This is a genomic window from Aromatoleum bremense, from assembly GCF_017894365.1.
GTDB lineage: Bacteria > Pseudomonadota > Gammaproteobacteria > Burkholderiales > Rhodocyclaceae > Aromatoleum > Aromatoleum bremense.
This window is the reverse complement of sequence record NZ_CP059467.1, coordinates 3,811,731-3,830,855: the sequence shown is the minus strand read 5'-3', so window position 1 is coordinate 3,830,855 and position 19,125 is coordinate 3,811,731. Positions and strand designations below refer to the sequence as shown.

Here is a 19,125-nt window from a genome sequence, read left to right as displayed (position 1 = left end):
ACCGCTCGCCCGGATTTCGGCCGTTGCTGCCGGCCGGTCAGTGCATCAGGATTTGTGCAGCTTGAACACCCACACCGAACCGCCCTGCTCGAGGAAGTTCACGCGCTTGGCGACGTCGCCGCCCCACAGCGGCACCGCGCCGCCCCAGCCCGACACGACCGCGACATACTGTTCGCCGTTGTCATCCCAGGTGATCGGCGGGGCGATGATCCCGGAACCGGTCTGGAACTTCCACGCCTCGGCGCCGGTGGTCGCGTCGACCGCCTTCAGATAGCCTTCCGGCGTGCCGTAGAACACCAGGTTGCCGCCGGTCGTCAGCACGCCGCCCCACAGCGGCGCGTTGTTCTTGACTTCCCAGACGATCTTGCCGCTGACCGGGTCGACCGCGCGCAGCGCGCCGATGTAATCGTCGTGCAGCGGCTTGATCGTGAAGCCTGCGCCGAGGTAAGCCGCGCCGCGCTTGTACGACACCGGCTCGTTCCAGATGTCCATCGCCCATTCGTTGGCCGGCACGTAGAAGTAGCCGGTCTTCGGGCTGAACGCCATCGGCATCTGGTTCTTGCCGCCGAGGAAGGACGGCGCGTTGAGCACGGTCGTGCCTTTCTTGCCGTCGCCGCCGCCTTCGGTGAACGGGTTGCCGGGACGCTTCGTGTCATCGTAGATCGGCCGTCCGGTCTTGAGGTCGATGCCCTTCGCCCAGTCGATCTGCTTGACGAACGGGAAGGCGTTCAGCAGCTTGCCGTTGGTGCGGTCATTGACGAAGAAGAAGCCGTTGCGGTCGGCCTTGCCGCCGGCCTTGACCGTCTTGCCGGTCTTCGGATCCTTGTATTCGAAGGACACGAATTCGTTGACGCCGTCATAGTCCCAGCCGTCGTGCGGCGTGGTCTGGTAGTGCCAGACGATCTTGCCGGTATCCGGATCGATCGCGACCGTCGAGGATGAATACAGGTTGTCGCCCGGGCGCAGCCAGCTGTTCCACGGCGACGGGTTGCCGGTGCCGATGAAGATCAGGTTGACGTCCGGATCGTAGTAGGCCGACAGCCACGGTGCGGCGCCGCCGGTTTTCCACAGGTCGCCCGGCCAGGTCGCGTTGGTCTTGCCCGAGATGCCGTTCTCGACCTCTTTGCCGGCCGCATCGTACTTGAAACCCATGTGGCCTTCGACGACCGGCCGCGTCCACACCAGCTTGCCGGTCTTGGCGTCGCGCGCGTCGACGCGGCCGACGATGCCGAATTCGCCGCCGGAGTTACCGGTGATGACCATGCCCTTGACGATCTGCGGCGCCGCAGTGAAAGAGTAGCCGGCCTTGTAGTCCTCGATCTTCTCCTTCCACACGACCTTGCCGGTGTCCTTGTTCAGCGCGACGAGCTGCGCGTCGAGCGTGCCGAAGATCACCAGGTCGCCATAGATTGCGGCACCGCGGTTGACGACGTCACAGCACGGCATGATGCCGTCGGGCAGGCGATGCTCGTACTTCCACAGCTTCTCGCCGGTCTTGACGTCGAGCGCGAAGATGCGGCTGTAGGACGCGGTGACGAACATCTTGCCGTCGTGGACGATCGGCTGCGACTGCTGCCCGCGCTGCTTTTCGCCACCGAACGAGAACGACCACACCGGCACGAGATTCTTGACCGTCTCCGGGTTGATCTGCGTCAGCGGGCTGAAGCGCTGCCCTTTCGTGCCGAGGCCGTGCGTGACCACCTGCGTGGTGAGCGTGTCGTCGTTCAGGATGTCCGCATCGGTCACTTCCTTCGCCTGTGCGGCTCCGACGCCCGCGAGAGCGAGCGCGAGAACCGTGGCGGCGACGGGCCCCCGTGTGTTTTTCCGGATCTGCTTCATTTACCTTCCTCCTTGCATTTCTGGTCGTTTTGTTCGGGAACGCCCCCGGACAGGTTCGTCCGGTTCGACAGCCATTCCCGCAAGGGCCATGCCATCGACAGGCATATATCAAAATAGGTATTCCCGACCATAAGCGCATGCACTACTTGCAGTAAACCTGTAACGAATGACAGCACTCGTTCCGTTTTGGAGCAGTACTGATGTCCGCGAGTCCCGGTCCGCCGCTTCACTGTCATGGCACAGGCCTTGCTGAAAGCTGGTCATAGCGCAGCGTCCCGCGCCCGGCGGAGGGGATTTCATGTTGATTGTCAGTTTGGTGCGGACGAATCATGGCCTTCGAGTCGGTCGCCGTTGTCGGCGCATGCACCGCGCAGGACGCGCCGCGATTGAAATGCCTGCCCTCCCGATGCCGCCGCAGTTCCGCCGCCGGGCCGAGAGGCTGTGAAAAATCCCCGGCCAGTTATATGTCTTTGGTATAATCAGGTCTTGCTACGAGGTCTGGATTTGCGCCGATGACGAAGACGCGAGCACGGGTGCTGCGGCCCAACCGGGGGCAGATGGAGTTTCGGGCGAGTGACCTGGAGTCACTGCTGCCGGAGGGGCATCGGGCGCGCCTGGTGTGGGCGTACGTCGAGCGGCAAGACCTGTCACGGTTCTACGCCGGGATTCGTGCGGTCGATGGCGGGGTGGGCCGCTCGGCAATCGCGCCGGAGATTTTGCTGGCGCTGTGGTTGTACGCCACGCTCGACGGGGTGGGCAGCGCGCGGGCGGTGTCACGGCTGCTCGAATCGCATGACGCCTACCGCTGGTTGTGCGGCGGTGTTCAGGTCAATCACCACACCCTTTCGGACTTTCGCAAGGATCAGGGCGAAGGGCTGGACGAGTTGCTGAGTGTGAGCATCGCCAGCCTGATGGCGGCCGGGGTGGTCAAGCTCAAACAGGTGGCGCAGGACGGGATGCGGGTGCGGGCGAGCGCCGGGGCGGGCTCGTTTCGCCGCAAGGAGAAGCTCGAAGGCTACCTGGAGGCGGCGCGCGCGGCCGTGGCGCGGCTCAAAGCCGAGGCGGAGGCGGACCCGGCGCAGGCCGAACGGGCGCGGGAAGCGGCCCGGCTACGGGCGGCGAAAGAGCGTGAAGCGCGTCTTGAGAAGGCGCTGGCGCGGCTGCCCGAGATCGAAGCGATCAAGCAGCGGCAAGGCAAAAACCCCGACCAGGCGCGCGCGTCGATGACCGATGCCGAAGCGACGGTGATGAAGATGGGCGACGGCGGCTTTCGGCCGGCGTACAACCCGCAACTGGCGAGCGACGCCGACTCGCTGGTGATCGTGGGGGTCGAGGTGGCCACCGTCGGCAGCGACCAAGGGCAGATGGTGCCGATGATCGAGCAGGTCACCGCGCGCTGCGGTCAGCTGCCCGAAGCTTGGTTGGTCGATGGCGGCTACGTCGGGCACGAGCAGATCGAGCAGGCGAGCCAAAGCACCGTCGTTTATGGGCCGGTGCCGCAACCCAAGGACAAGGCGGTCGATCCGCACCAGGCGAAGGCCAGCGACAGCGAAGCGGTGGCGGCCTGGCGGCAGCGGATGGGCACGGACGAGGCCAAGGTCATTTACAAGCGGCGAGCGGCGACGGCCGAATGCGTCAATGCGCACAGCCGCAACCGCGGCCTGCAGCAGTTCCGGGTGCGGGGTCTGGCGAAGGTCAAGTGTGTGATGCTGATCTTTGCTTTGGCGCACAACCTGATGCGCATGGTCAGCCTCGCACCGGAATTGCTCGGGCTAGGGACAGGTGCGTCCGCAGTTCCCGGAATCGGGGTTTAAGGGGCGAAAAATGGGGAAAAACGCCAAATGAACGGTCGATAGCGCTACAAATGATGCAAAAAACCTCTCGCGCCAAGCAAAACGGCGTCAACCTCGCTCGCGCGTCTAATCGGTCCTGCGAACGAAAGATTCACAAACTCCGAGTCCGGGGAGGCGTATCGCCGCCCGGTCGCGCATCGCTTTCCCGCCGCCGAACCGGCAGGCCGGGGCGCTGGCGATGCACGCTAAGTCCACAACGCTCGGCACCCGTGTGGGCCTTGCGCTGATCGCCACGCTCGCGCTGATCATGCTTGCGGGCGCCGGGTGGTGGGTGCGCGAGACGCGCCGGGCGATCCACGAGGAAGTCCAGGCCGCAAGCCATGTCGCGCAGCAGTGGATCGACGTGCTGGTGTCCGAAACCCTGCGCGACCCCACCGACGGGCCGGTGCGGCTGATGGCGCATCTGCGCGCGGTCGGGCGCCTGCGCGCCAATCAGCTCGAAGTGATCGCGGCCGACGGCGTGCGCAGGTACCTATCGCCCGAGCCGACCTACAAGGCCGGCCGCTTCGCGCCCGAGTGGTTTGCCGACTGGCTCGCGCCGGCCGTGGCCCCGCGCTACTTCGATGCCGGCGATCAGCGCATCGTGCTGCGCCCGGACGCCTCGCGCGCGATCCTCGACGCCTGGGACGACCTCAGCACCGGGCTGGGCTCGGCGCTGGCGCTGCTGTTGCTCGTCGCGCTCGCCGCACGGCTGGCGCTGAACCGCGCGCTCGCCCCGCTCGCCCGCATCGATGCGGCCCTTGCACGCGGCGCCGACGGCCGCTTCGATATCCGCCTGCCGGGCTACCGTGTCATCGAACTCGACCGCCTCGCCGGCAGCTACAACCGTCTTGCCGATACCCTCGACCAGGCGCGCGCGCAGAACCTGCGGCTGGAACAGGACCAGGCGTTTGCGCGCGCCGTGCAGGCACGCCTCGCGGAGGAGCGGCGCGTGATCGCGCGCGAGCTGCACGACGAGCTCGGCCAGGCGATCACCGCAGTGCGCGCGATCTCCGGCGCGATCCTGCAGCGCTGCGAAGACCAGCCGCAGATTTACGGCAGCGCGCAGGCGATCCTCGCAATGACCGGCCAGATGCAGGACGGCGTGCGCGCGATCCTGCAGCGCCTGCGTCCGGCCAGCGCGGATGGCAGCGGCCAGCTCGACCGCGCGGTGGCCGACTACTGCCGCCTGTGGTCCGGCCACCATCCGCATATCCGCGTCGACTGCGTCACCTCGCCGCCGGGGGCAGCAACCGACGAGGCGCTCGGGCTCACCGTGCTGCGCCTGCTGCAGGAAAGTCTCACCAACGTCGCCCGCCATGCCGGCGCTTCGCACGTCGAAGTACGCCTGGAGTTCAAGCCCGATGCGGTCGCGCTCGAAGTCTGCGACAACGGTCGCGGCCTGGCGGCCGAAGCCGGCGCCGGACGCTTCGGGCTCGCCGGCATGAAGGAGCGCGTCGCCGAATGGCGCGGCGAGCTGCGCCTCGACACGCCGCCCGGCGGCGGCCTGCGCGTGAGCGCGCATCTACCGAAAAACCCACCTTGCGAGGAACTCCCCGATGGCCTGCGCACCGCTTGAAAACCTCCGCCTCATCCTCGCCGACGACCACGCCGTCGTCCGCATGGGTTTTCGCATGCTGCTCGAAGGCGCCGGCGCGCACGTGGTCGCCGAAGCCGACAGCGGCGAGGCGGCGCTCACGGCCTTCGCCGAACACCGCCCCGATGCCTTGCTGATGGACGTGTCGATGCCCGGCATCGGCGGGCTCGCCGCGCTCGAACGCCTGCTCGCGCGCAGCCCCGATGCCCGTGTGCTGATGCTCTCCGCCCACGAGGATGCGCAGATTCCGCTGCGCGCACTGCGCACCGGCGCCACCGGCTACCTGTCCAAGCGCGCCCAGCCGCAGGAACTGGTGCGGGCCGTGGCGCGGATCGCACGCGGTCAGCGTTACGTGGACCCGGAACTGGCGCCGCAACTGGCGCTGGCCCAGTTCGGCGGCAACGGCGATCCGGCCGACGCCCTCACCGACAAGGAATTCGCCGTCTTCCTGCAACTGGCGCAGGGCAACTCGGTGAACCAGGTCGCCACCACCCACAAGCTCAGCCCGAGCACCATCGGCACGCATCTCTACCACATCAAGCAGAAGCTCAACGCCACCAATGCCGCCGAACTCGCGCTGATCGCCGTGCGCAGCGGCCTGATCACGGTGTGAAGCGCGACATCGATGACCGTGCGCCGCGCACCGGAACCGCTCCCCACGGCGTGAGCACGCTCATCCGCCGGTTCGCCGCGGTGCTGTGCGCGCTGATCGGCGCCATGGCCGCAGCGACGTCCTTCGCCGGCGAGCTGACCCGCGCCGACCTCGAACGGCGCTTCGCCCCGCCGCTGCGCGTCGGCGACAAGGCCGGCGACGTGCCGGTGTGGCCGATCGGCAGCGAACTCGCGCCCGATGACGGCCCTGTCGGCTGGGCGTTCGAGTCGATCGATCTCGCGCCCATTCCGGGCTTCGAAGGCACGCCGATCAACCTGCTGATCGCGCTCGATGCGCGCGGCAACTTCATGAGCGTCGAAGTGCTGCGCCAGCACGAGCCGGTGTTCCTCGGCGGGCTGGGCGAAAGCCCGCTGCACGAGTTCGTACGCCAGTACGCGGGCCGCAACCTCAGCCAGTCGATCACCGTATCGACCATCTACGGCGCCTCCTCCGCAGCGGAGGGTGCCGGCAATCGAGTCGTGCTCGACGGCATCACCAAGGCCACCGCGTCGGTCCGCATCGTCAATCAGACCGTCCTCACTGCCGCGGTCGCGGTCGCGCGCGCCCGCCTGGGCTTCGCGGCGCCGTCCATCGCCGGCCCGCCCGCACGGGCGCGCGAGGACCGGTACGAGCAGCGCAGTTTCGGCGACCTGCTCGACACCGGCGCGATCGCCACGCTGCGCCTCGCCAACCGCGACGCCGAGGCGCTGTTCGCCGACAGCGACGCCGCGGGCCTCGATCCGGCAGCGCTCGCCGCGCCCGGCGAGACCTTCGTCGAGCTCTACGTCGCCTGGCTCAATCCACCGGGCATCGGCCGCACGATCCTCGGCGACGCGGGCTTCGCCGAACTGCAGCGTGCGCTGGAGCCCGGCCAGCAGGCGTGGTGGGTCGCCACCGCCGGACGCACCTCGTTCCTCGACGAGCACTTCGTGCGCGGCACCGCGCCGGCCCGCCTGACGCTCAGACAGGGCGGCGTGCCCTTCGAGCTGCGCGATGCGGATCTCGATCCGCGCACACCGCCCGGCGCACCGCCGCTGAACGCAGCGCTGGTCCTCAAGGCGGCGCCGCTGGCCGGCGTCGACCCCGGCAGCGTGCAGGATTTCGAACTGACGTTCGCCCGTGCGCGCGGCGCCATCCTGCCCGAGATCACCCACCGCGGCGTGCATGTGAATTACCGCGCGCCGGAGTCCTACTTCGAGCGCCCCCCGGCACCGCCGCCCGACTGGCTGATCGCCTGGCAGGACCGGCGCACCGATCTCACAGTGATCGGCGCGGCGCTCGCACTGCTCGCCGCGGTGCTCGCGCGCCCGCGCTGGATCAGCCTGTCGCCGCGCCGGCTGAAGCTGTTCCGCTTCGGCTTCCTCGCCTTCACGCTCGGCTACCTCGGCTGGCATGCGCAAGGCCAGCTGTCGATCGTGCAGCTCACCGGCGCGGTCAAGATGCTCTATGCCGGCCAGAGCCTCGCGAGCTACCTCTACGATCCGGTCTCGCTGCTGCTCATCGCCTTCACGCTGGCGAGTTCCCTGGCCTGGGGCCGCGGCGCCTTCTGCGGCTGGCTGTGCCCGTTCGGCGCGCTGCAGGAATTCGCGGCGCACCTGGGCCGCCTGTGTCGCCTGCCGCAGCGACGCCTGCCGCGACGTCTTGCGCAGTGGCTCGACCGCGGCCGCTATGCGCTGCTGCTCGCCCTCGTCGGCGCGGCAGCATTCGCGCCGCGGGTGGCCGGAAAGCTGGTCGAAGTCGAACCGTTCAAGACTGCGATCACCGTCGGCTTCGACCGCACCTGGCCCTTCGTCGCCTATGCCGGAGTGCTGCTCGCACTCGGCGCCGTGTATTACAAGTTCTTCTGCCGCTACCTGTGTCCGCTCGGTGCCGCGATGGTGCTCGGCGGCAAACTGCGCCTGCTGCGCTGGCTGCCGCGCCGCCGCGAATGCGGAAAACCCTGCCAGCGCTGCCGCCATCGCTGCGCCTACGACGCGATCGACCGCAATGGCGCCATCCGCTACGACGACTGCTTTCAGTGCCTTGACTGCGTGGGCATCTATCACGATCCGGAGCGTTGCGCGCCAGTGATGCTGCTGCGCCGCAAGGCACGGCACATTTGCTGAATGTCTTCAGCGGCGAGGTGGACGCCTGCCGTTGTTTCATGAACAACGGCACCGTGCCAGAATTGGTTTTCGAGCAGCAGGGCGAGCTGTGCAACATTGTTCACGCCGAGCATTACCGGCATCATCAAAAGGAAGCGGCGTCATGACGGCCGCGCCATCGCGCTTGACGCCTGGCGTCGAATGAACTGTCGGTAACACCCCAAGTCATGTAACAGGTATAGCCAGGAGGGCCGCACCATGGTCACCAGCATCGTCATCGAGCCGGACATGCAGCGCCAGTTTCACCAGCTTGCTGAAGAGGCTCAGCGCCCCGAGGACGAAATTATCCGCGAGGCATTGGCCGCCTATCTGGCGGCCGATCGGCGCTACGTAGAGGTTCTGCGCCGGCGGATCGAGTCAGCCGATCACGGCGAGTTCGCCAGTGACGAAGAGGCTGATGCGTTCTTCACCAAGTACGCCGCCTGATGGCCTTGCGCTGGCACCGGCAGGCGCTGGACGATCTGCGCGGCATTCATGACTACATTGCTGCCGAAAATCCGGTCGCCGCGCGGCACGTGGTCTCCCACCTGCGCGAACGGGCAGCGCTGCTGCTGCAACATCCCCGGAGCGGCCGACCGGGCCGCTTGCCGGGAACGCGCGAGCTGGTCGTCGCACGCTTTCCTTATATCCTCGCCTATCGGGAGCGCGGTTCGGATATCGAGATTCTTCTTGTAGTCCATACTTCTCGCCTCTGGCCGGACCAACTGCCGGCGACACGATAAGCGAATATGCCGAAGTCGAACAAAATGAAGGCACCGGCGAGCGCGATCCGGTGGTGCGCCTGATCGTCGGCATGCCGGGCAAGCGCAGCCTGCTGCAGATCCTGCGCACCTGCAGCGTGTTCATGGATACCGATGGCGGCACGCGGGTGAAGGTGGCGTGCCGTTACCAGCAGTTTCGCGGCGCCAACCGGATTCTCGACCGCTTGCGCGAGGGCGCGACGGCGATGGTCGGCGCAAGCACGCACTTTCTGACCCACGGCGATTTCGCCGGCTGAGGCAGCCCGGCACGGTGCGGAAGCGGCTTGCCCCGATACGCCGGTCTCATGATTTTCTGCAGGACCTTTCGCCAGCCTTGGCGATGCGGAAATACTGGCGGACCCGTACAGTCGACCACCTCCCCGGACAATCGACCCCTGACAGGATACCGATCGATGAATCGCCATTCGACGCCCAACGACAACATTCCCCACCCCCGCCTGCGTCGCGTCGCACTGGCGCTGCTCGCCGGCCTCGCCGGCCTCGCCGGCGTCGGCTCGGCGCCGGTTCTCGCTGCCGACACGGCGCCGGTACTGAATCCGGTCGTCGTCACCGGCAGCCGCGTCGAGGCCGCGAGCTTCGACCTGCCGTTTTCCGTCGATGTCGTCGACATGGCCAGGGTCCGGGCAGGAAACCTCGGCGTCAACGCTTCCGAAGCACTGGCCGGCATTCCCGGACTCGTCGTGCAGAACCGCCAGAACTACGCCCAGGACCTGCAGATCTCGATCCGCGGCTTCGGCGCCCGCTCCGCTTTCGGCGTGCGCGGCGTGAAGCTCATCGCCGACGGCATCCCGGCGAGCAATCCCGACGGCCAGGGCCAGGCCGCGACCTTCAATCTCGACGTCGCCGAGCGCATCGAAGTGCTGCGCGGCCCGTTCTCGACGATCTACGGCAACCACGCGGGCGGCGTGATCCAGCTCTTTTCGCGCGACCCGAAAGGTGCGCCGAGCGTGCGCGGCGGCGCCCTCGCCGGCTCCTGGGGCACGACCAGGATCGGAGTTGGCAGCGAAGGCGAGAAGGACGGCGTCGGCTACCTGCTCGATGCGTCGCGCTTCGACACCGACGGCTATCGCGACCACAGCGCGGCGACGCGCGAGCAGGCGTTCGCGAAGCTGAACTTCGCGCCGGACGCCGACAGCCGGCTGACGCTGACGGCGAGCGGCCTGCGCCAGCCCGATACCGAGGACCCGCTGGGCCTGACGTGGGCGACCTACCGGCGCGACCCGCGCGCAGCCGAACCCGTCGCCGAAACATTCGACACACGCAAGAGCATCGACCACCTCCAGGGCGGCGCGACCTACGAGCGGCGCTTCGGCGATGACCGCCTGCAGCTTGTCGCCTATGCCGGGCAGCGCAGCGTCACGCAGTACCAGTCGATCCCGGCCGGCCCGCAGGCCAACCCGCGGCATTCCGGCGGCGTCATCGATTTCGACCGCGACTTCCACGGCGTCGGCGCACGCTGGATCGGCCAGCGCGAGCTCGGACCGGGCAAGCTGACCTTCACCGCGGGCATCGACGTCGACCGCTCCGAGGATGACCGCCAGGGCTTCGAGAACTTCATCGGCACGACCCTCGGGGTCAAAGGCCGGCTGCGCCGCGACGAGACGGACACCGTTACGAGCATCGATCCGTACGTGCAGACCGCCTGGGAACAGGGCGCGTGGCAATGGACCGCGGGGCTGCGCCACAGCCGCGTGAAATTCGACGTCGATGACGACTACCTCGCGAACGGCGACGACAGCGGCGGGCTTACCTTCCGCGAAACGACCCCGGCGCTCGGCGTCGTCTACAAGCTGAGCCCGGTGCTGAACCTTTACGGCAGCGCCGCGCGTGGCTTCGAGACCCCGACGATGACCGAACTCGCGTATTCGGGCGCGGGCGGCGCCGCGGGCTTCAATTTCGGCCTTGCGCCTGCAACCAGCACACAGCTCGAATTCGGCGTGAAGGCTTTCGTCGGCGACAACACGCGGCTCAACGCCGCGATCTTCCGGGTGCGCACCGACGACGAACTGGTCGTCGAGAGCAGTTCCGGCGGACGCACCGTGTTCAAGAACGCCGGCACGACGCTGCGCCGCGGCATCGAGCTCGCGGTCGACAGCGAATTCTCCCCGAACTGGCGCGGCCGGCTCAGCGTGACGCGGCTGCAGGCGATCTACGACGAAACCTTCGTCACCGGCAGCGGCACGGCGGCGAAGACAATCGCCGACGGCAGGCGCCTGCCCGGCATTCCTGCGCTGTCGGCTTACGCCGAACTCGAATGGATCCCCGTCGGCGGGATCGCCGCGGCACTCGAGGCGCTCTATCGCAGCAAGGTGTACGTCGAGGACACCAACACCGAGCGTGCCGCGCCGGCCCACGCCCTGGCGAACCTGCGCCTCACCGCGGAACAGAAATCCGGCCCGTGGACGTTCAACGAGATGCTGCGACTCGACAACCTGTTCGACCGCGAGCACGTCGCATCGGTGATCGTGGGCGACGGCAACGGCCGGTTCTACGAACCCGGCCCGGAGCGCAGCTGGTATGCCGGCGTGCGGGCGAGCTATCGATTCTGAATGCTCAGGTCATCCGCCCGAGCTTGCGATACAGCGTGTTGCGGCTGACGCCGAGACGGCGTGCCGCAGCCGAGACGTTGCCGCCCACCTCGCGCATGACGGTCGCGACCGCCTCGAGTTCGATTTCGTCGAGACTGCGTGCGACGTTGCCGCCGACAGCCGCCCGGGGCGGCGGTTCCGCGGCCTGCCCGGAGCGCTCTTCGTGCTCGCCGTCAGCATCGATGCCGAACAATTCCTCGGGCAAATGCACCGGCTGTATCTCGCACTCGTCATCGAGCAACGCGACCGCGACCCGGATCACGTTCTGCAGCTGACGCACGTTGCCCGGCCAGGCGTAACGCTCGAAGAAGTTCATGACCTCGCCGCTGATCGTGATCGCCGCTCCGCGCGCGCCGATCGCCTCGGCCTCGGCGGCGAGAATCTTCGTCACGATCGAGCGGATGTCGGTGCGCTCGCGCAGCGGCGGCAGCGTCACCGTGAGGCTGTTGACGCGGTAATAGAGATCCTCGCGGAACAGGCCCTGTTTCACCGCGTCGCGCAGCATGCGGTGCGTCGCGCAAACGAGCGACAGGTCGACCGGGGTCGTCTTGAGTGAGCCGATCGGCGATACGCAGCGCTCCTGCAGCACGCGCAGCAGCCGCGCCTGCATGCCGAGCGGCATGTCGCCGATTTCGTCGAGGAACAGCGTGCCGCCGTGCGCCTGCTGGATCTTGCCGACCGCCCCCTCCCGGCGCGCGCCGGTGAAGGCACCTCCGACATAGCCGAACAGTTCGGATTCGATCAGGTTCTCGGGAATCGCCGCACAGTTGAGGGCGACGAAAGGGCCGTCGCGCCGCGTCCCGCTGTTGTGGAAGGCCCGTGCGAAGAGTTCCTTGCCGACACCCGATTCGCCCTGGATCAGCAGCGGAATGTCCTTGCCCTGCACTCGCCGCGCCCGGTCGAGCGCAAGCTGCAGCCGCTCGTCGCCGGTCGCCAGGCAGTCGAGCGTGATGTCGTTGCCGCGCCCCTCGCCCGCCTTCGGCGCAGTGCGCCGCGGCTCGGCGGCGCGGTCCGCGAGCCCGGTGGCGGGAACGGCGGTGCGCGGCCCGCGTGGCGCGCGCACCCGGGCGTACACCGTGTCGCCGCGCCGCATCTCGAGCATCAGCAAGGCGTCACCGGCGCTTGCCGCCCGGTCGAGCACCTGCCCCAGACCGAGCCTGAACAACGTGTTGAAAACCGGTGCCTGCACAAACCCGGCGCACAGCCCCAGCGCTTCACGCGCGACCGGGTTCGCACCGAGGAGCCGGCCATCCTCGCCGACCGCGAGCACGCCTTCCTGCAGGCTACCGACGTATTCCGGCCGCGAATGGAACGCGATCTGGATCTCCTTGGCGAATTCCGCCTCGAACAGCCGCTTTTCGAGCAGCTCCACCGACAGCCGTACCAGGCCCAGCGTATGCCGCTGCTGGCTGCGGTAGTCGCCCGAAATGTCGAGCACGCCGGCCAGCCTCCCGCGCGCATCGAACACCGGCGACGCGCTGCAGGTCAGGAAGCCGTTACGTTCGAGATAGTGCTCGGCGCCCATGACCTCGACAGGCGCCAGCTCGATGATCGCGGTGCCGATCGCGTTGGTGCCGCGCTCTGCTTCGTCCCACGAAGCGCCCGGCTGCAGCGCGACGCGTTGCGCGCGCCCGAGGAAATCGGCGTCGCCGAGACTGTGAAGGATCATGCCGTGGATGTCGGCCAGGATCACCATGCTGCCGGAGGCACGGATCTGCTCGAAGACGTGCTCCATGATCCCGCCCGCGTGCTCGAGCAGCCGTGCGCTGCGCTCGCGCGCTTCCGAGAGGCCGGCGCGACCTTCGGGATCAGGGGAATGCTTGTCGAGGTGATCCAGCCCGCTCGAGCGGCAGCGCTGCCAGGAGCGCAGTACCGGCGGCGTGAGACCCGCCTGCGGCAGTTCGCCATGCTCGAAGAAAAACCGGCGCGCGTCGACCAGCGTGTTGTCACGGCGGTCCCGCAATTGCGGTAATACCATCGTCTCCTCCTCCTGTCCCGCCCGCCGTACGAGGCATGTTTTTTATGAGCCCCCCGTGAAACGGCTTTGCCGTTTCCGCCCCCCGAGGGGGATAAGAAAACTTGGGACGGCCCGGCGTTTTCTTGAGGCCCCTGTGCGCCAAAAAGTAGCACCTGCCCCAGCTTGAAGCAAGCAGCTTCACAACAGCGTGAAACATGATTAGCAACCTTCATGCCATTGCATTCTTCCAGCCACCATGCGGGTTGCAGCCGGCGGCGGGGTGGATGGCAAGACAGTCGCGATAGTGGCACAGGCCTTGCAGTAACAGGTCATGCCGCAACAACGGCAGTATGATCCAAATCACTTCAGCCATAAGGAAACAGGACGGTGGAAATGCACAACTACAAGGAGACACTGGCGCGCGGACTGCGAGTCGGAGCATTCACGGCAGCGTTCGCCTGCGCGGCCGCGGCGGGAGTTGCGCACGCGCACGGCGACGTGACGCCGCAGGCGGTCGATACGTCGTCGCTGAAGCAGCTCGGTGCGGAATGGCAGACGGTCAATCCGTACCGCGACAACAAGGAAGCGATCCGCATCGGCGATTCCGCGTTCAACCAGAACTGCGCGCGCTGCCACGGCCTGGGCGCAGTCTCGGGCGGTATCGCGCCGGATCTGCGCCTGCTCGACCTCGAACCGGAGACCGACGAATACTTCATCGGCCGGGTGCGCAAAGGCGTCACGCGCAACGGCGCTGTATACATGCCGCCGTTCGAGGGCACCCTGTCGCAGGAGGCGATGTGGGCGATCCGCGCGTGGCTGGAGACGGTCCGTGAGAAGTGAGCGCCGTCGCTTCCTGCTCGCCGCAGGCGCGCTGCTCGCCGGCACGATGCTGCCGGCCCACGCGCTCGCCCAGCTCGAACTGCAGCAGGCGGATACCCTGCGGATCGCGGTGTATGCGGACTTCGCGCCGTATTCGGCGCGCGGCAAGGGCATCGACATCGCCGTCGGCCAGGCGCTCGCCGAGCGCCTCGGCCTGCGTGCCGAAATCGTGCAGTTCGCCGCCGACGAGGACATGAACGACGACCTGCGCAACATGGTGTGGCGCGGCCATTACCTCGGCACCCGCCCCGCCGACGTGATGATGCACGTCCCCGTCGACGCGCAGTTCGCCGCGCGCAACGACAAGGTGCGGATCATCGCGCCGTACCACCGCGAGACGATGGCGCTGGCACGCGATGCGGCGCGCGTGCCGCTGCCCGCCGGTTCCGCGGCGAACGCGTTCGAAGTGTTTACACGCGAGAAGATCGGTGCCGAGCTCGATACGCACGCGAGCGACTTCCTGCTGAACGTGCTGAACGGCCGGCTGCGCGACAACGTCGTGCATTTCCGCAGCGTCGCCGACGCGGCGGCGGCGATGACGCGAGGCGAAGTCAGCGCCGTGCTGGCGCCGCGCGGCCAGCTCGAAGCTGCGCTGCAGGAGCGCGGACGATTCGAGCTCGATACGCTCGCGATACCCGAAATGCGGGTCAGCGCGTGGGCGCTCGGCATGGCGGTAAAAGCTGATAGCCGCGAACTGGCCGCCGCGCTGGCGAGCACGATCGCCGAACTGCAAAGTTCCGGCGAACTCGGCCGCATTTTTGCCGCGCATGGCGTGACGTACCAATCACCGTGAAAGTTGAGGAATTATTTGAGCCGCGACGCAAGGTGCTTCATTTTTGAGCACCTTGTATCAAGCTTGAACAGCTATCGTTGAACAATTCCCGTCACGCAGGTTTACCGCTTTTCTTCAGCATGCCGCGCTGCGGGTCGTAACCCCACGCGGCGAGCATGAAGAACAGCGCAAGGCAGCCGCCGACGATGGCGACCGACGTGCCGGCGAACTGGCCGTACAGCGCGAAGCGGATCGCCTCGACCGCGTGCGTGAAAGGATTCCACTGCGCGATCGCATGGATCGCCGCGGCGCCGGATTCCTCGAGCTTCCACAGCGGATACAGCGCCGGCGACAGGAAGAACATCGGGAAAATCACGAAGTTCATCGTACCGGCGAAGTTCTCGAGCTGGCGCACCTGCACCGAGAGCAACAGGCCCAGCGCGCCGAGCATCATTCCCGACAGCACCAGCACCGGCAGCGCGTACAGCCAGCCGCTCCACGGCAGGTCGACGCCGAACAGCGCCGCGATGACGAGGAACACATAGGCCTGCAGCACCGACAGCAGCGTGCCGGCCAGCAGCTTCGCGAACAGCAGGTACCAGCGCGGCAGCGGCGCGGTCAGCAGCAGCCGCATCATGCCCATCTCGCGGTCGTACACCATCGCCAGCGACGACTGCATGCCGTTGAACAGCAGCACCATGCCGAGCAGGCCCGGCACGATATAGACCTGATACGGGATGTAGGTGTCGTACGGCGGGATGATCGACACGCCGAAGACGTTCTGGAAGCCCGCCGCGAACACGACGAGCCACAGCAGCGGGCGCACCAGCGCGGACGCGAAGCGCCCGCCCTGGCGGACGAACTTGGCGATCTCGCGCCCCGCGATCGCCTGCAGTGCGAGCAGCGCGTGCGAGGTTTTCATCGCTTTCCTTCCTTGCAGGAGGATTCAGAACGCACAGCGGCTGTCGCGCCGGTCGAAGCCGAGCGTGTCCATGTTGTTGGCCGGATGCAGGAAGCCCGCGATCGGCGCGCGCTCGACGACCGCGTTGTGCGTCGCGAGCAGCATCGGCTGACGCAACTGGTTGTCCCACGGCCGGAAGCCAAGGCGGTTGCCCTTGAAGCCATCGATCGTGATCTCGTCGCCGCGGATGTAGTCGCGCAACTGCGCGAACGGCGCATTCTGCGTGCGCACGACCGCCTCGACGATCGCCTTCACTGCGACCCACGCGGCCCAATCGGGGGCGCTCATCTGCCGCCCGGCCTGCTTCTCGAGCCGCGCGTTCAACTGCGGCGCGCCGTGACGCTCCCACGACCAGTGCCAGCCCAGGGCGGCGAGACCTTCGGCTCCGACGACCGGTCGCGCACGCACGCTGCGGTACGGCACGCTGCGCGCGAACTCACCGTCGCTGTCGGCGACGAACACGACATCGTGGTCCGCCCCGGCCGTCAGCAGCGCGACGCTGCCCTGCTCGCGCTGGCGCGGGTCGTTCGAGAGCACGAATTTCTTCGTCTCGACAATCTTCAGGCCGAAGCGCTTCGCCGCCCGCTCGAACGCCGCCGCGATGAGCCGATCGTCGGCGCGCGGGCCTTCGAGCATCAGCACCGAACGCCATTTCTTCGACACCAGGAACTGCGTCAGCGCGTCGGCACTCATCGCGTGGTTCGGCAAGGTGTGCAGCAGATTCGGCTGGCACTGCTCCTGGCGCAGCGCGTCGTCGGGCGCCGAGACGTTGAACAGCAGCAGCTCGCGGCCGCGCATCGCCTTCGACAACTCGGCGACGATGGCGCCGGGCGCATCGATGAGGAAGAAGCCCACGCCGTCCTTGTGCAACGTGTCGATCGCCGCCAGCAGCGCCTTCGCGTCGGCGCCCGCGACGCGCTCGAGCGCGAAGCCGACACCGAGCGCGTCACCGACGAAACGCGCTTCGCGCAGCGCCACCTCGGCGCCGGCGAACGGCCGGCCGAGCGGCTGCGCGAGGCCGCGGAACTTCAGCCGCAGCGGGTCGTAGCGCGCGTCCGGTTCGAGCTCGACGTAGCCGATGCGGACCGCCTTCGCTACCGGGCCGGGCGCGCGAGCCGTCGCCGCGAGCGCGGCGGCATTGCCGTTCGCCCCCGCCTTCGGAGGTGTGGACGGGGTCGCGGCGAACGACAACGACGCGAGCAGCGCGAAAGCGAAACCGACGATCGATCGCCCGAAGCGCCGACCGCTTCGCTTGCGGCTCATGTGCCGGGACGGCCTCACCCTCACCCTCGCCCCGACTGTCCTGGCCATCCCCTCAGTCATCGACGACGACCGTATGCGGCACGCGCCCGACCGGCACCGAGCGCAGCACCTTGCGGGTGCGCGTATCGACGACCGAAACGTCGTCGGACAGGCCGTTCGCGACGAACAGCAGGCTCTCGTCGCGGTTCAGCGTCGCACCCCACGCGCGGTTGCCGACGAGCACGTAGTCCGTCACCTTGCGGCTCGCGACCTCGACGATCGCGACGTGGTTCGCGCGGCCGAGCGTGACGTAGGCCGTTCTGCCGTCGCGGCTCATCGCGATGCCGACCGGGGTGATCTCGTCGGCGCGAAAGCCTTTCGGCTTGAACTCGACCGTACCCTTGAGCGCGTTGTTTGCGCCATCGAGGATCGTCACCGCGCCGCCGAGCTCGTTCGTGACCCACACCTCGCCGCCGTCCGGCGTCATCGCGAAGCGCCGCGGCCGGTTGCCGACGACGACATTCGCGAGGATCCGGTTCGTCGCCGTGTCGATCACGTGCACCATGTTCGCGACTTCGGAGGTGACGTAAAGCCGCCGCCCGTCCGGGCTCAGCTTCACCCCTTCGGGCTCCTCGCCGACGTCGATCGTTGCGACCGGCTTGCGGGCTGCGATGTCGATCACCGAGACGCGCGCGTCTTCCTCGTTCGACACGTACATCCGCTTGCCGTCGGGTCCGATGTCGAACATCTCGGGGTCCTCGCCGACCGGGATGCTGTGCGTGAGCTCCAGCCGCGCGACGTCGATGACATCGACGCGGCCGGCCTTGCTCGCGACGACGTAGAGCGTGCCGCGGTCCGGGCTCAGGCGCATGTCGCGCGGCCGCGGCCCGGTCGCGATCGTCTTCACGACCTGCCAGGTCCTGCCGTCGAGCACCGTCACCGCGTTGTCGTTCTCGCTGCTGACGAACACGTAGCCGGTCTCCTTTGCCAGTGCCGGCGCTGCCGCGAGCACAACTGCGAGCGCGAGGGCGGCGGCCGGTGCGCCGCGTCCAGGTCGAATCAAGTCCGTCTCCCTTTCATCAGTTGCTGTTCCTGTTGCGTCGTTCGGCACGACGCGTCACGCGATCCCCGCGCCACCGGTCATCCGCAGAAAAGCTTCGGCGAGCGTCGCCGTGCCGGCCGCATGCACCAGCGCGTCCGGCGGGCCGTCCGCGAGCACGCGGCCCAGATGCAGCACGACGACGCGGTCGGCGGCCTCGGCCTCGTCGACGAGGTGGGTCGCCCACAGCACCGCAACGCCGCGATCCCGCAGCCGCAACACCTCGTCGAGCAGCTGCCGGCGCGACGCCGGGTCGAGCCCGACCGTCGCCTCGTCCATCAGCAGCACGGCCGGTTCGTGCACCAGCGCGCGCGCGAGTTCGACCTTGCGCCGGTTGCCGCCGCTCAGCTCGCGCACCGGGTCCGAGGCGCGCCCGGCGAGTCCGACGCGGGCGAGCGCGTCGTCGATGCGGGCGCGCGCATGGCGCTTGCCCAGGCCGTGCAGCCGCGCGTGGAATTTCAGGTTCGCCTCGACCGACAGGTCGAGGTCCAGCGTCGCCTGCTGGAACACGACGCCGATGCCGGCGAGCGCGCCGACCGGATCGTCGCGGATGTCGTGGCCGCAGACCGCGATGCGGCCCGCGTCGGCATTGAACAGCCCGGTCAATAGCTGGAACAGCGTGCTCTTGCCGGCGCCGTTCGGCCCGAGCAGGGCGACGAACTCGCCGCGCGCGACCGCGACGCTGACGCCGCGCAGCGCTTCACGCGGGCCGTAGGACTTGCGCACCGCGTGCAGCTCGAGCAGCGGGACCACGTCCCCGATCCCTGCGGTCGTCGCCTGCGTCGCCGCCTCCCTCATCGCT

The 19,125-nt window shown here is 67.9% G+C and carries 17 protein-coding genes; 11 read left to right on the top strand and 6 right to left on the bottom strand.

Features of this window, described 5'->3' with window-relative positions:
• Nucleotides 1-45 precede the first annotated feature (45 nt).
• Nucleotides 46-1,839, bottom strand: coding sequence for a methanol/ethanol family PQQ-dependent dehydrogenase (locus pbN1_RS18120; RefSeq protein ID WP_169203387.1), 1,794 nt, complete (start codon nt 1,837-1,839; stop codon nt 46-48).
• 512 nt (nt 1,840-2,351) lie between these two features.
• Here pbN1_RS18120 and pbN1_RS18115 point away from each other — a divergent pair.
• The 9 genes from pbN1_RS18115 to pbN1_RS18075 all read left to right on the top strand — a co-directional run bounded on the left by pbN1_RS18115 (nt 2,352) and on the right by pbN1_RS18075 (nt 11,374).
• The gene (locus tag pbN1_RS18115) at nt 2,352-3,653 is read left to right on the top strand and encodes an IS1182 family transposase (RefSeq protein ID WP_169204311.1); all 1,302 of its coding nucleotides are present in this window, start codon (nt 2,352-2,354) and stop codon (nt 3,651-3,653) included.
• A gap of 217 nt (nt 3,654-3,870) precedes the next feature.
• Complete coding sequence (locus tag pbN1_RS18110) at nt 3,871-5,250, top strand: sensor histidine kinase (RefSeq protein ID WP_169202867.1); 1,380 nt, start codon at nt 3,871-3,873, stop codon at nt 5,248-5,250.
• The gene (locus pbN1_RS18105; protein ID WP_169202868.1) at nt 5,231-5,881 is read left to right on the top strand and encodes a response regulator; all 651 of its coding nucleotides are present in this window, start codon (nt 5,231-5,233) and stop codon (nt 5,879-5,881) included. The genes pbN1_RS18110 and pbN1_RS18105 overlap by 20 nt, the downstream gene beginning before the upstream one ends.
• 50 nt (nt 5,882-5,931) lie before the next feature.
• Nucleotides 5,932-8,025 (top strand): 4Fe-4S binding protein, encoded by a 2,094-nt coding sequence (locus tag pbN1_RS18100; RefSeq protein WP_244857013.1) that lies wholly within the window; start codon nt 5,932-5,934, stop codon nt 8,023-8,025.
• Nucleotides 8,019-8,171 (top strand): hypothetical protein, encoded by a 153-nt coding sequence (locus pbN1_RS18095; RefSeq protein ID WP_169202869.1) that lies wholly within the window; start codon nt 8,019-8,021, stop codon nt 8,169-8,171. Before pbN1_RS18100 ends, pbN1_RS18095 begins: the two co-directional genes overlap by 7 nt.
• Nucleotides 8,172-8,262: 91 nt before the next feature.
• Entirely contained in the window at nt 8,263-8,490 is a 228-nt protein-coding gene (locus tag pbN1_RS18090; protein WP_169202870.1) for a CopG family ribbon-helix-helix protein, read from the top strand.
• The gene (locus pbN1_RS18085; protein ID WP_169202871.1) at nt 8,490-8,786 is read left to right on the top strand and encodes a type II toxin-antitoxin system RelE/ParE family toxin; all 297 of its coding nucleotides are present in this window, start codon (nt 8,490-8,492) and stop codon (nt 8,784-8,786) included. The genes pbN1_RS18090 and pbN1_RS18085 overlap by 1 nt, the downstream gene beginning before the upstream one ends.
• 53 nt (nt 8,787-8,839) lie before the next feature.
• A complete protein-coding gene (locus pbN1_RS18080; RefSeq protein ID WP_210147573.1) occupies nt 8,840-9,061 on the top strand; it encodes a hypothetical protein in 222 nt (73 codons plus the stop codon).
• Nucleotides 9,062-9,217: 156 nt separating this feature from the next.
• Nucleotides 9,218-11,374 (top strand): TonB-dependent receptor family protein, encoded by a 2,157-nt coding sequence (locus tag pbN1_RS18075; RefSeq protein WP_169202872.1) that lies wholly within the window; start codon nt 9,218-9,220, stop codon nt 11,372-11,374.
• A gap of 4 nt (nt 11,375-11,378) precedes the next feature.
• On the opposite strand, the gene pbN1_RS18070 is transcribed toward pbN1_RS18075, so the two are convergent.
• Nucleotides 11,379-13,391 carry a sigma-54-dependent Fis family transcriptional regulator gene (locus tag pbN1_RS18070; RefSeq protein WP_169202873.1) on the bottom strand — a complete coding sequence of 671 codons (2,013 nt, stop codon included), beginning with the start codon at nt 13,389-13,391 and terminating at the stop codon, nt 11,379-11,381.
• A 366-nt stretch (nt 13,392-13,757) separates the two neighbouring features.
• Here pbN1_RS18070 and pedF point away from each other — a divergent pair, with 366 nt between their 5' ends.
• Together pedF and pbN1_RS18060 are read left to right on the top strand one after the other, a co-directional pair.
• Nucleotides 13,758-14,210 carry a cytochrome c-550 PedF gene (gene pedF, locus pbN1_RS18065; RefSeq protein WP_244857012.1) on the top strand — a complete coding sequence of 151 codons (453 nt, stop codon included), beginning with the start codon at nt 13,758-13,760 and terminating at the stop codon, nt 14,208-14,210.
• Nucleotides 14,200-15,042: a substrate-binding periplasmic protein gene (locus pbN1_RS18060; RefSeq protein WP_169202874.1), complete on the top strand. Its 843-nt coding sequence runs from the start codon at nt 14,200-14,202 to the stop codon at nt 15,040-15,042. The genes pedF and pbN1_RS18060 overlap by 11 nt, the downstream gene beginning before the upstream one ends.
• 91 nt (nt 15,043-15,133) lie before the next feature.
• Here the strand turns inward: pbN1_RS18060 and pbN1_RS18055 are convergent, their stop codons facing one another.
• From pbN1_RS18055 to pbN1_RS18040, 4 genes are read right to left on the bottom strand one after another with little or no spacing between them, the layout of a single operon-like run.
• The gene (locus tag pbN1_RS18055; RefSeq protein ID WP_169202875.1) at nt 15,134-15,943 is read right to left on the bottom strand and encodes an ABC transporter permease; all 810 of its coding nucleotides are present in this window, start codon (nt 15,941-15,943) and stop codon (nt 15,134-15,136) included.
• Between the two features lie 24 nt (nt 15,944-15,967).
• Nucleotides 15,968-17,245, bottom strand: a complete 1,278-nt coding sequence (locus pbN1_RS18050; protein WP_169202876.1) for an ABC transporter substrate-binding protein — start codon at nt 17,243-17,245, stop codon at nt 15,968-15,970.
• Between the two features lie 52 nt (nt 17,246-17,297).
• Nucleotides 17,298-18,287 (bottom strand): PQQ-dependent catabolism-associated beta-propeller protein, encoded by a 990-nt coding sequence (locus tag pbN1_RS18045; RefSeq protein WP_169202877.1) that lies wholly within the window; start codon nt 18,285-18,287, stop codon nt 17,298-17,300.
• Nucleotides 18,288-18,341: 54 nt separating this feature from the next.
• Complete coding sequence (locus tag pbN1_RS18040; protein WP_169202907.1) at nt 18,342-19,121, bottom strand: ABC transporter ATP-binding protein; 780 nt, start codon at nt 19,119-19,121, stop codon at nt 18,342-18,344.
• Nucleotides 19,122-19,125 lie beyond the last annotated feature (4 nt).

Bases quoted from the DNA above. Each gene is read 5' to 3' on its own strand.
- pbN1_RS18120 (WP_169203387.1), bottom strand. From the start codon at position 1,839: ATGAAGCAGATCCGGAAAAACACACGGGGGCCCGTCGCCGCCACGGTT.
- pbN1_RS18115 (WP_169204311.1), top strand. From the start codon at position 2,352: ATGACGAAGACGCGAGCACGGGTGCTGCGGCCCAACCGGGGGCAGATG.
- pbN1_RS18110 (WP_169202867.1), top strand. From the start codon at position 3,871: ATGCACGCTAAGTCCACAACGCTCGGCACCCGTGTGGGCCTTGCGCTG.
- pbN1_RS18105 (WP_169202868.1), top strand. From the start codon at position 5,231: ATGGCCTGCGCACCGCTTGAAAACCTCCGCCTCATCCTCGCCGACGAC.
- pbN1_RS18090 (WP_169202870.1), top strand. From the start codon at position 8,263: ATGGTCACCAGCATCGTCATCGAGCCGGACATGCAGCGCCAGTTTCAC.
- pbN1_RS18085 (WP_169202871.1), top strand. From the start codon at position 8,490: ATGGCCTTGCGCTGGCACCGGCAGGCGCTGGACGATCTGCGCGGCATT.
- pbN1_RS18075 (WP_169202872.1), top strand. From the start codon at position 9,218: ATGAATCGCCATTCGACGCCCAACGACAACATTCCCCACCCCCGCCTG.
- pbN1_RS18070 (WP_169202873.1), bottom strand. From the start codon at position 13,391: ATGGTATTACCGCAATTGCGGGACCGCCGTGACAACACGCTGGTCGAC.
- pbN1_RS18055 (WP_169202875.1), bottom strand. From the start codon at position 15,943: ATGAAAACCTCGCACGCGCTGCTCGCACTGCAGGCGATCGCGGGGCGC.
- pbN1_RS18050 (WP_169202876.1), bottom strand. From the start codon at position 17,245: ATGAGCCGCAAGCGAAGCGGTCGGCGCTTCGGGCGATCGATCGTCGGT.
- pbN1_RS18040 (WP_169202907.1), bottom strand. From the start codon at position 19,121: ATGAGGGAGGCGGCGACGCAGGCGACGACCGCAGGGATCGGGGACGTG.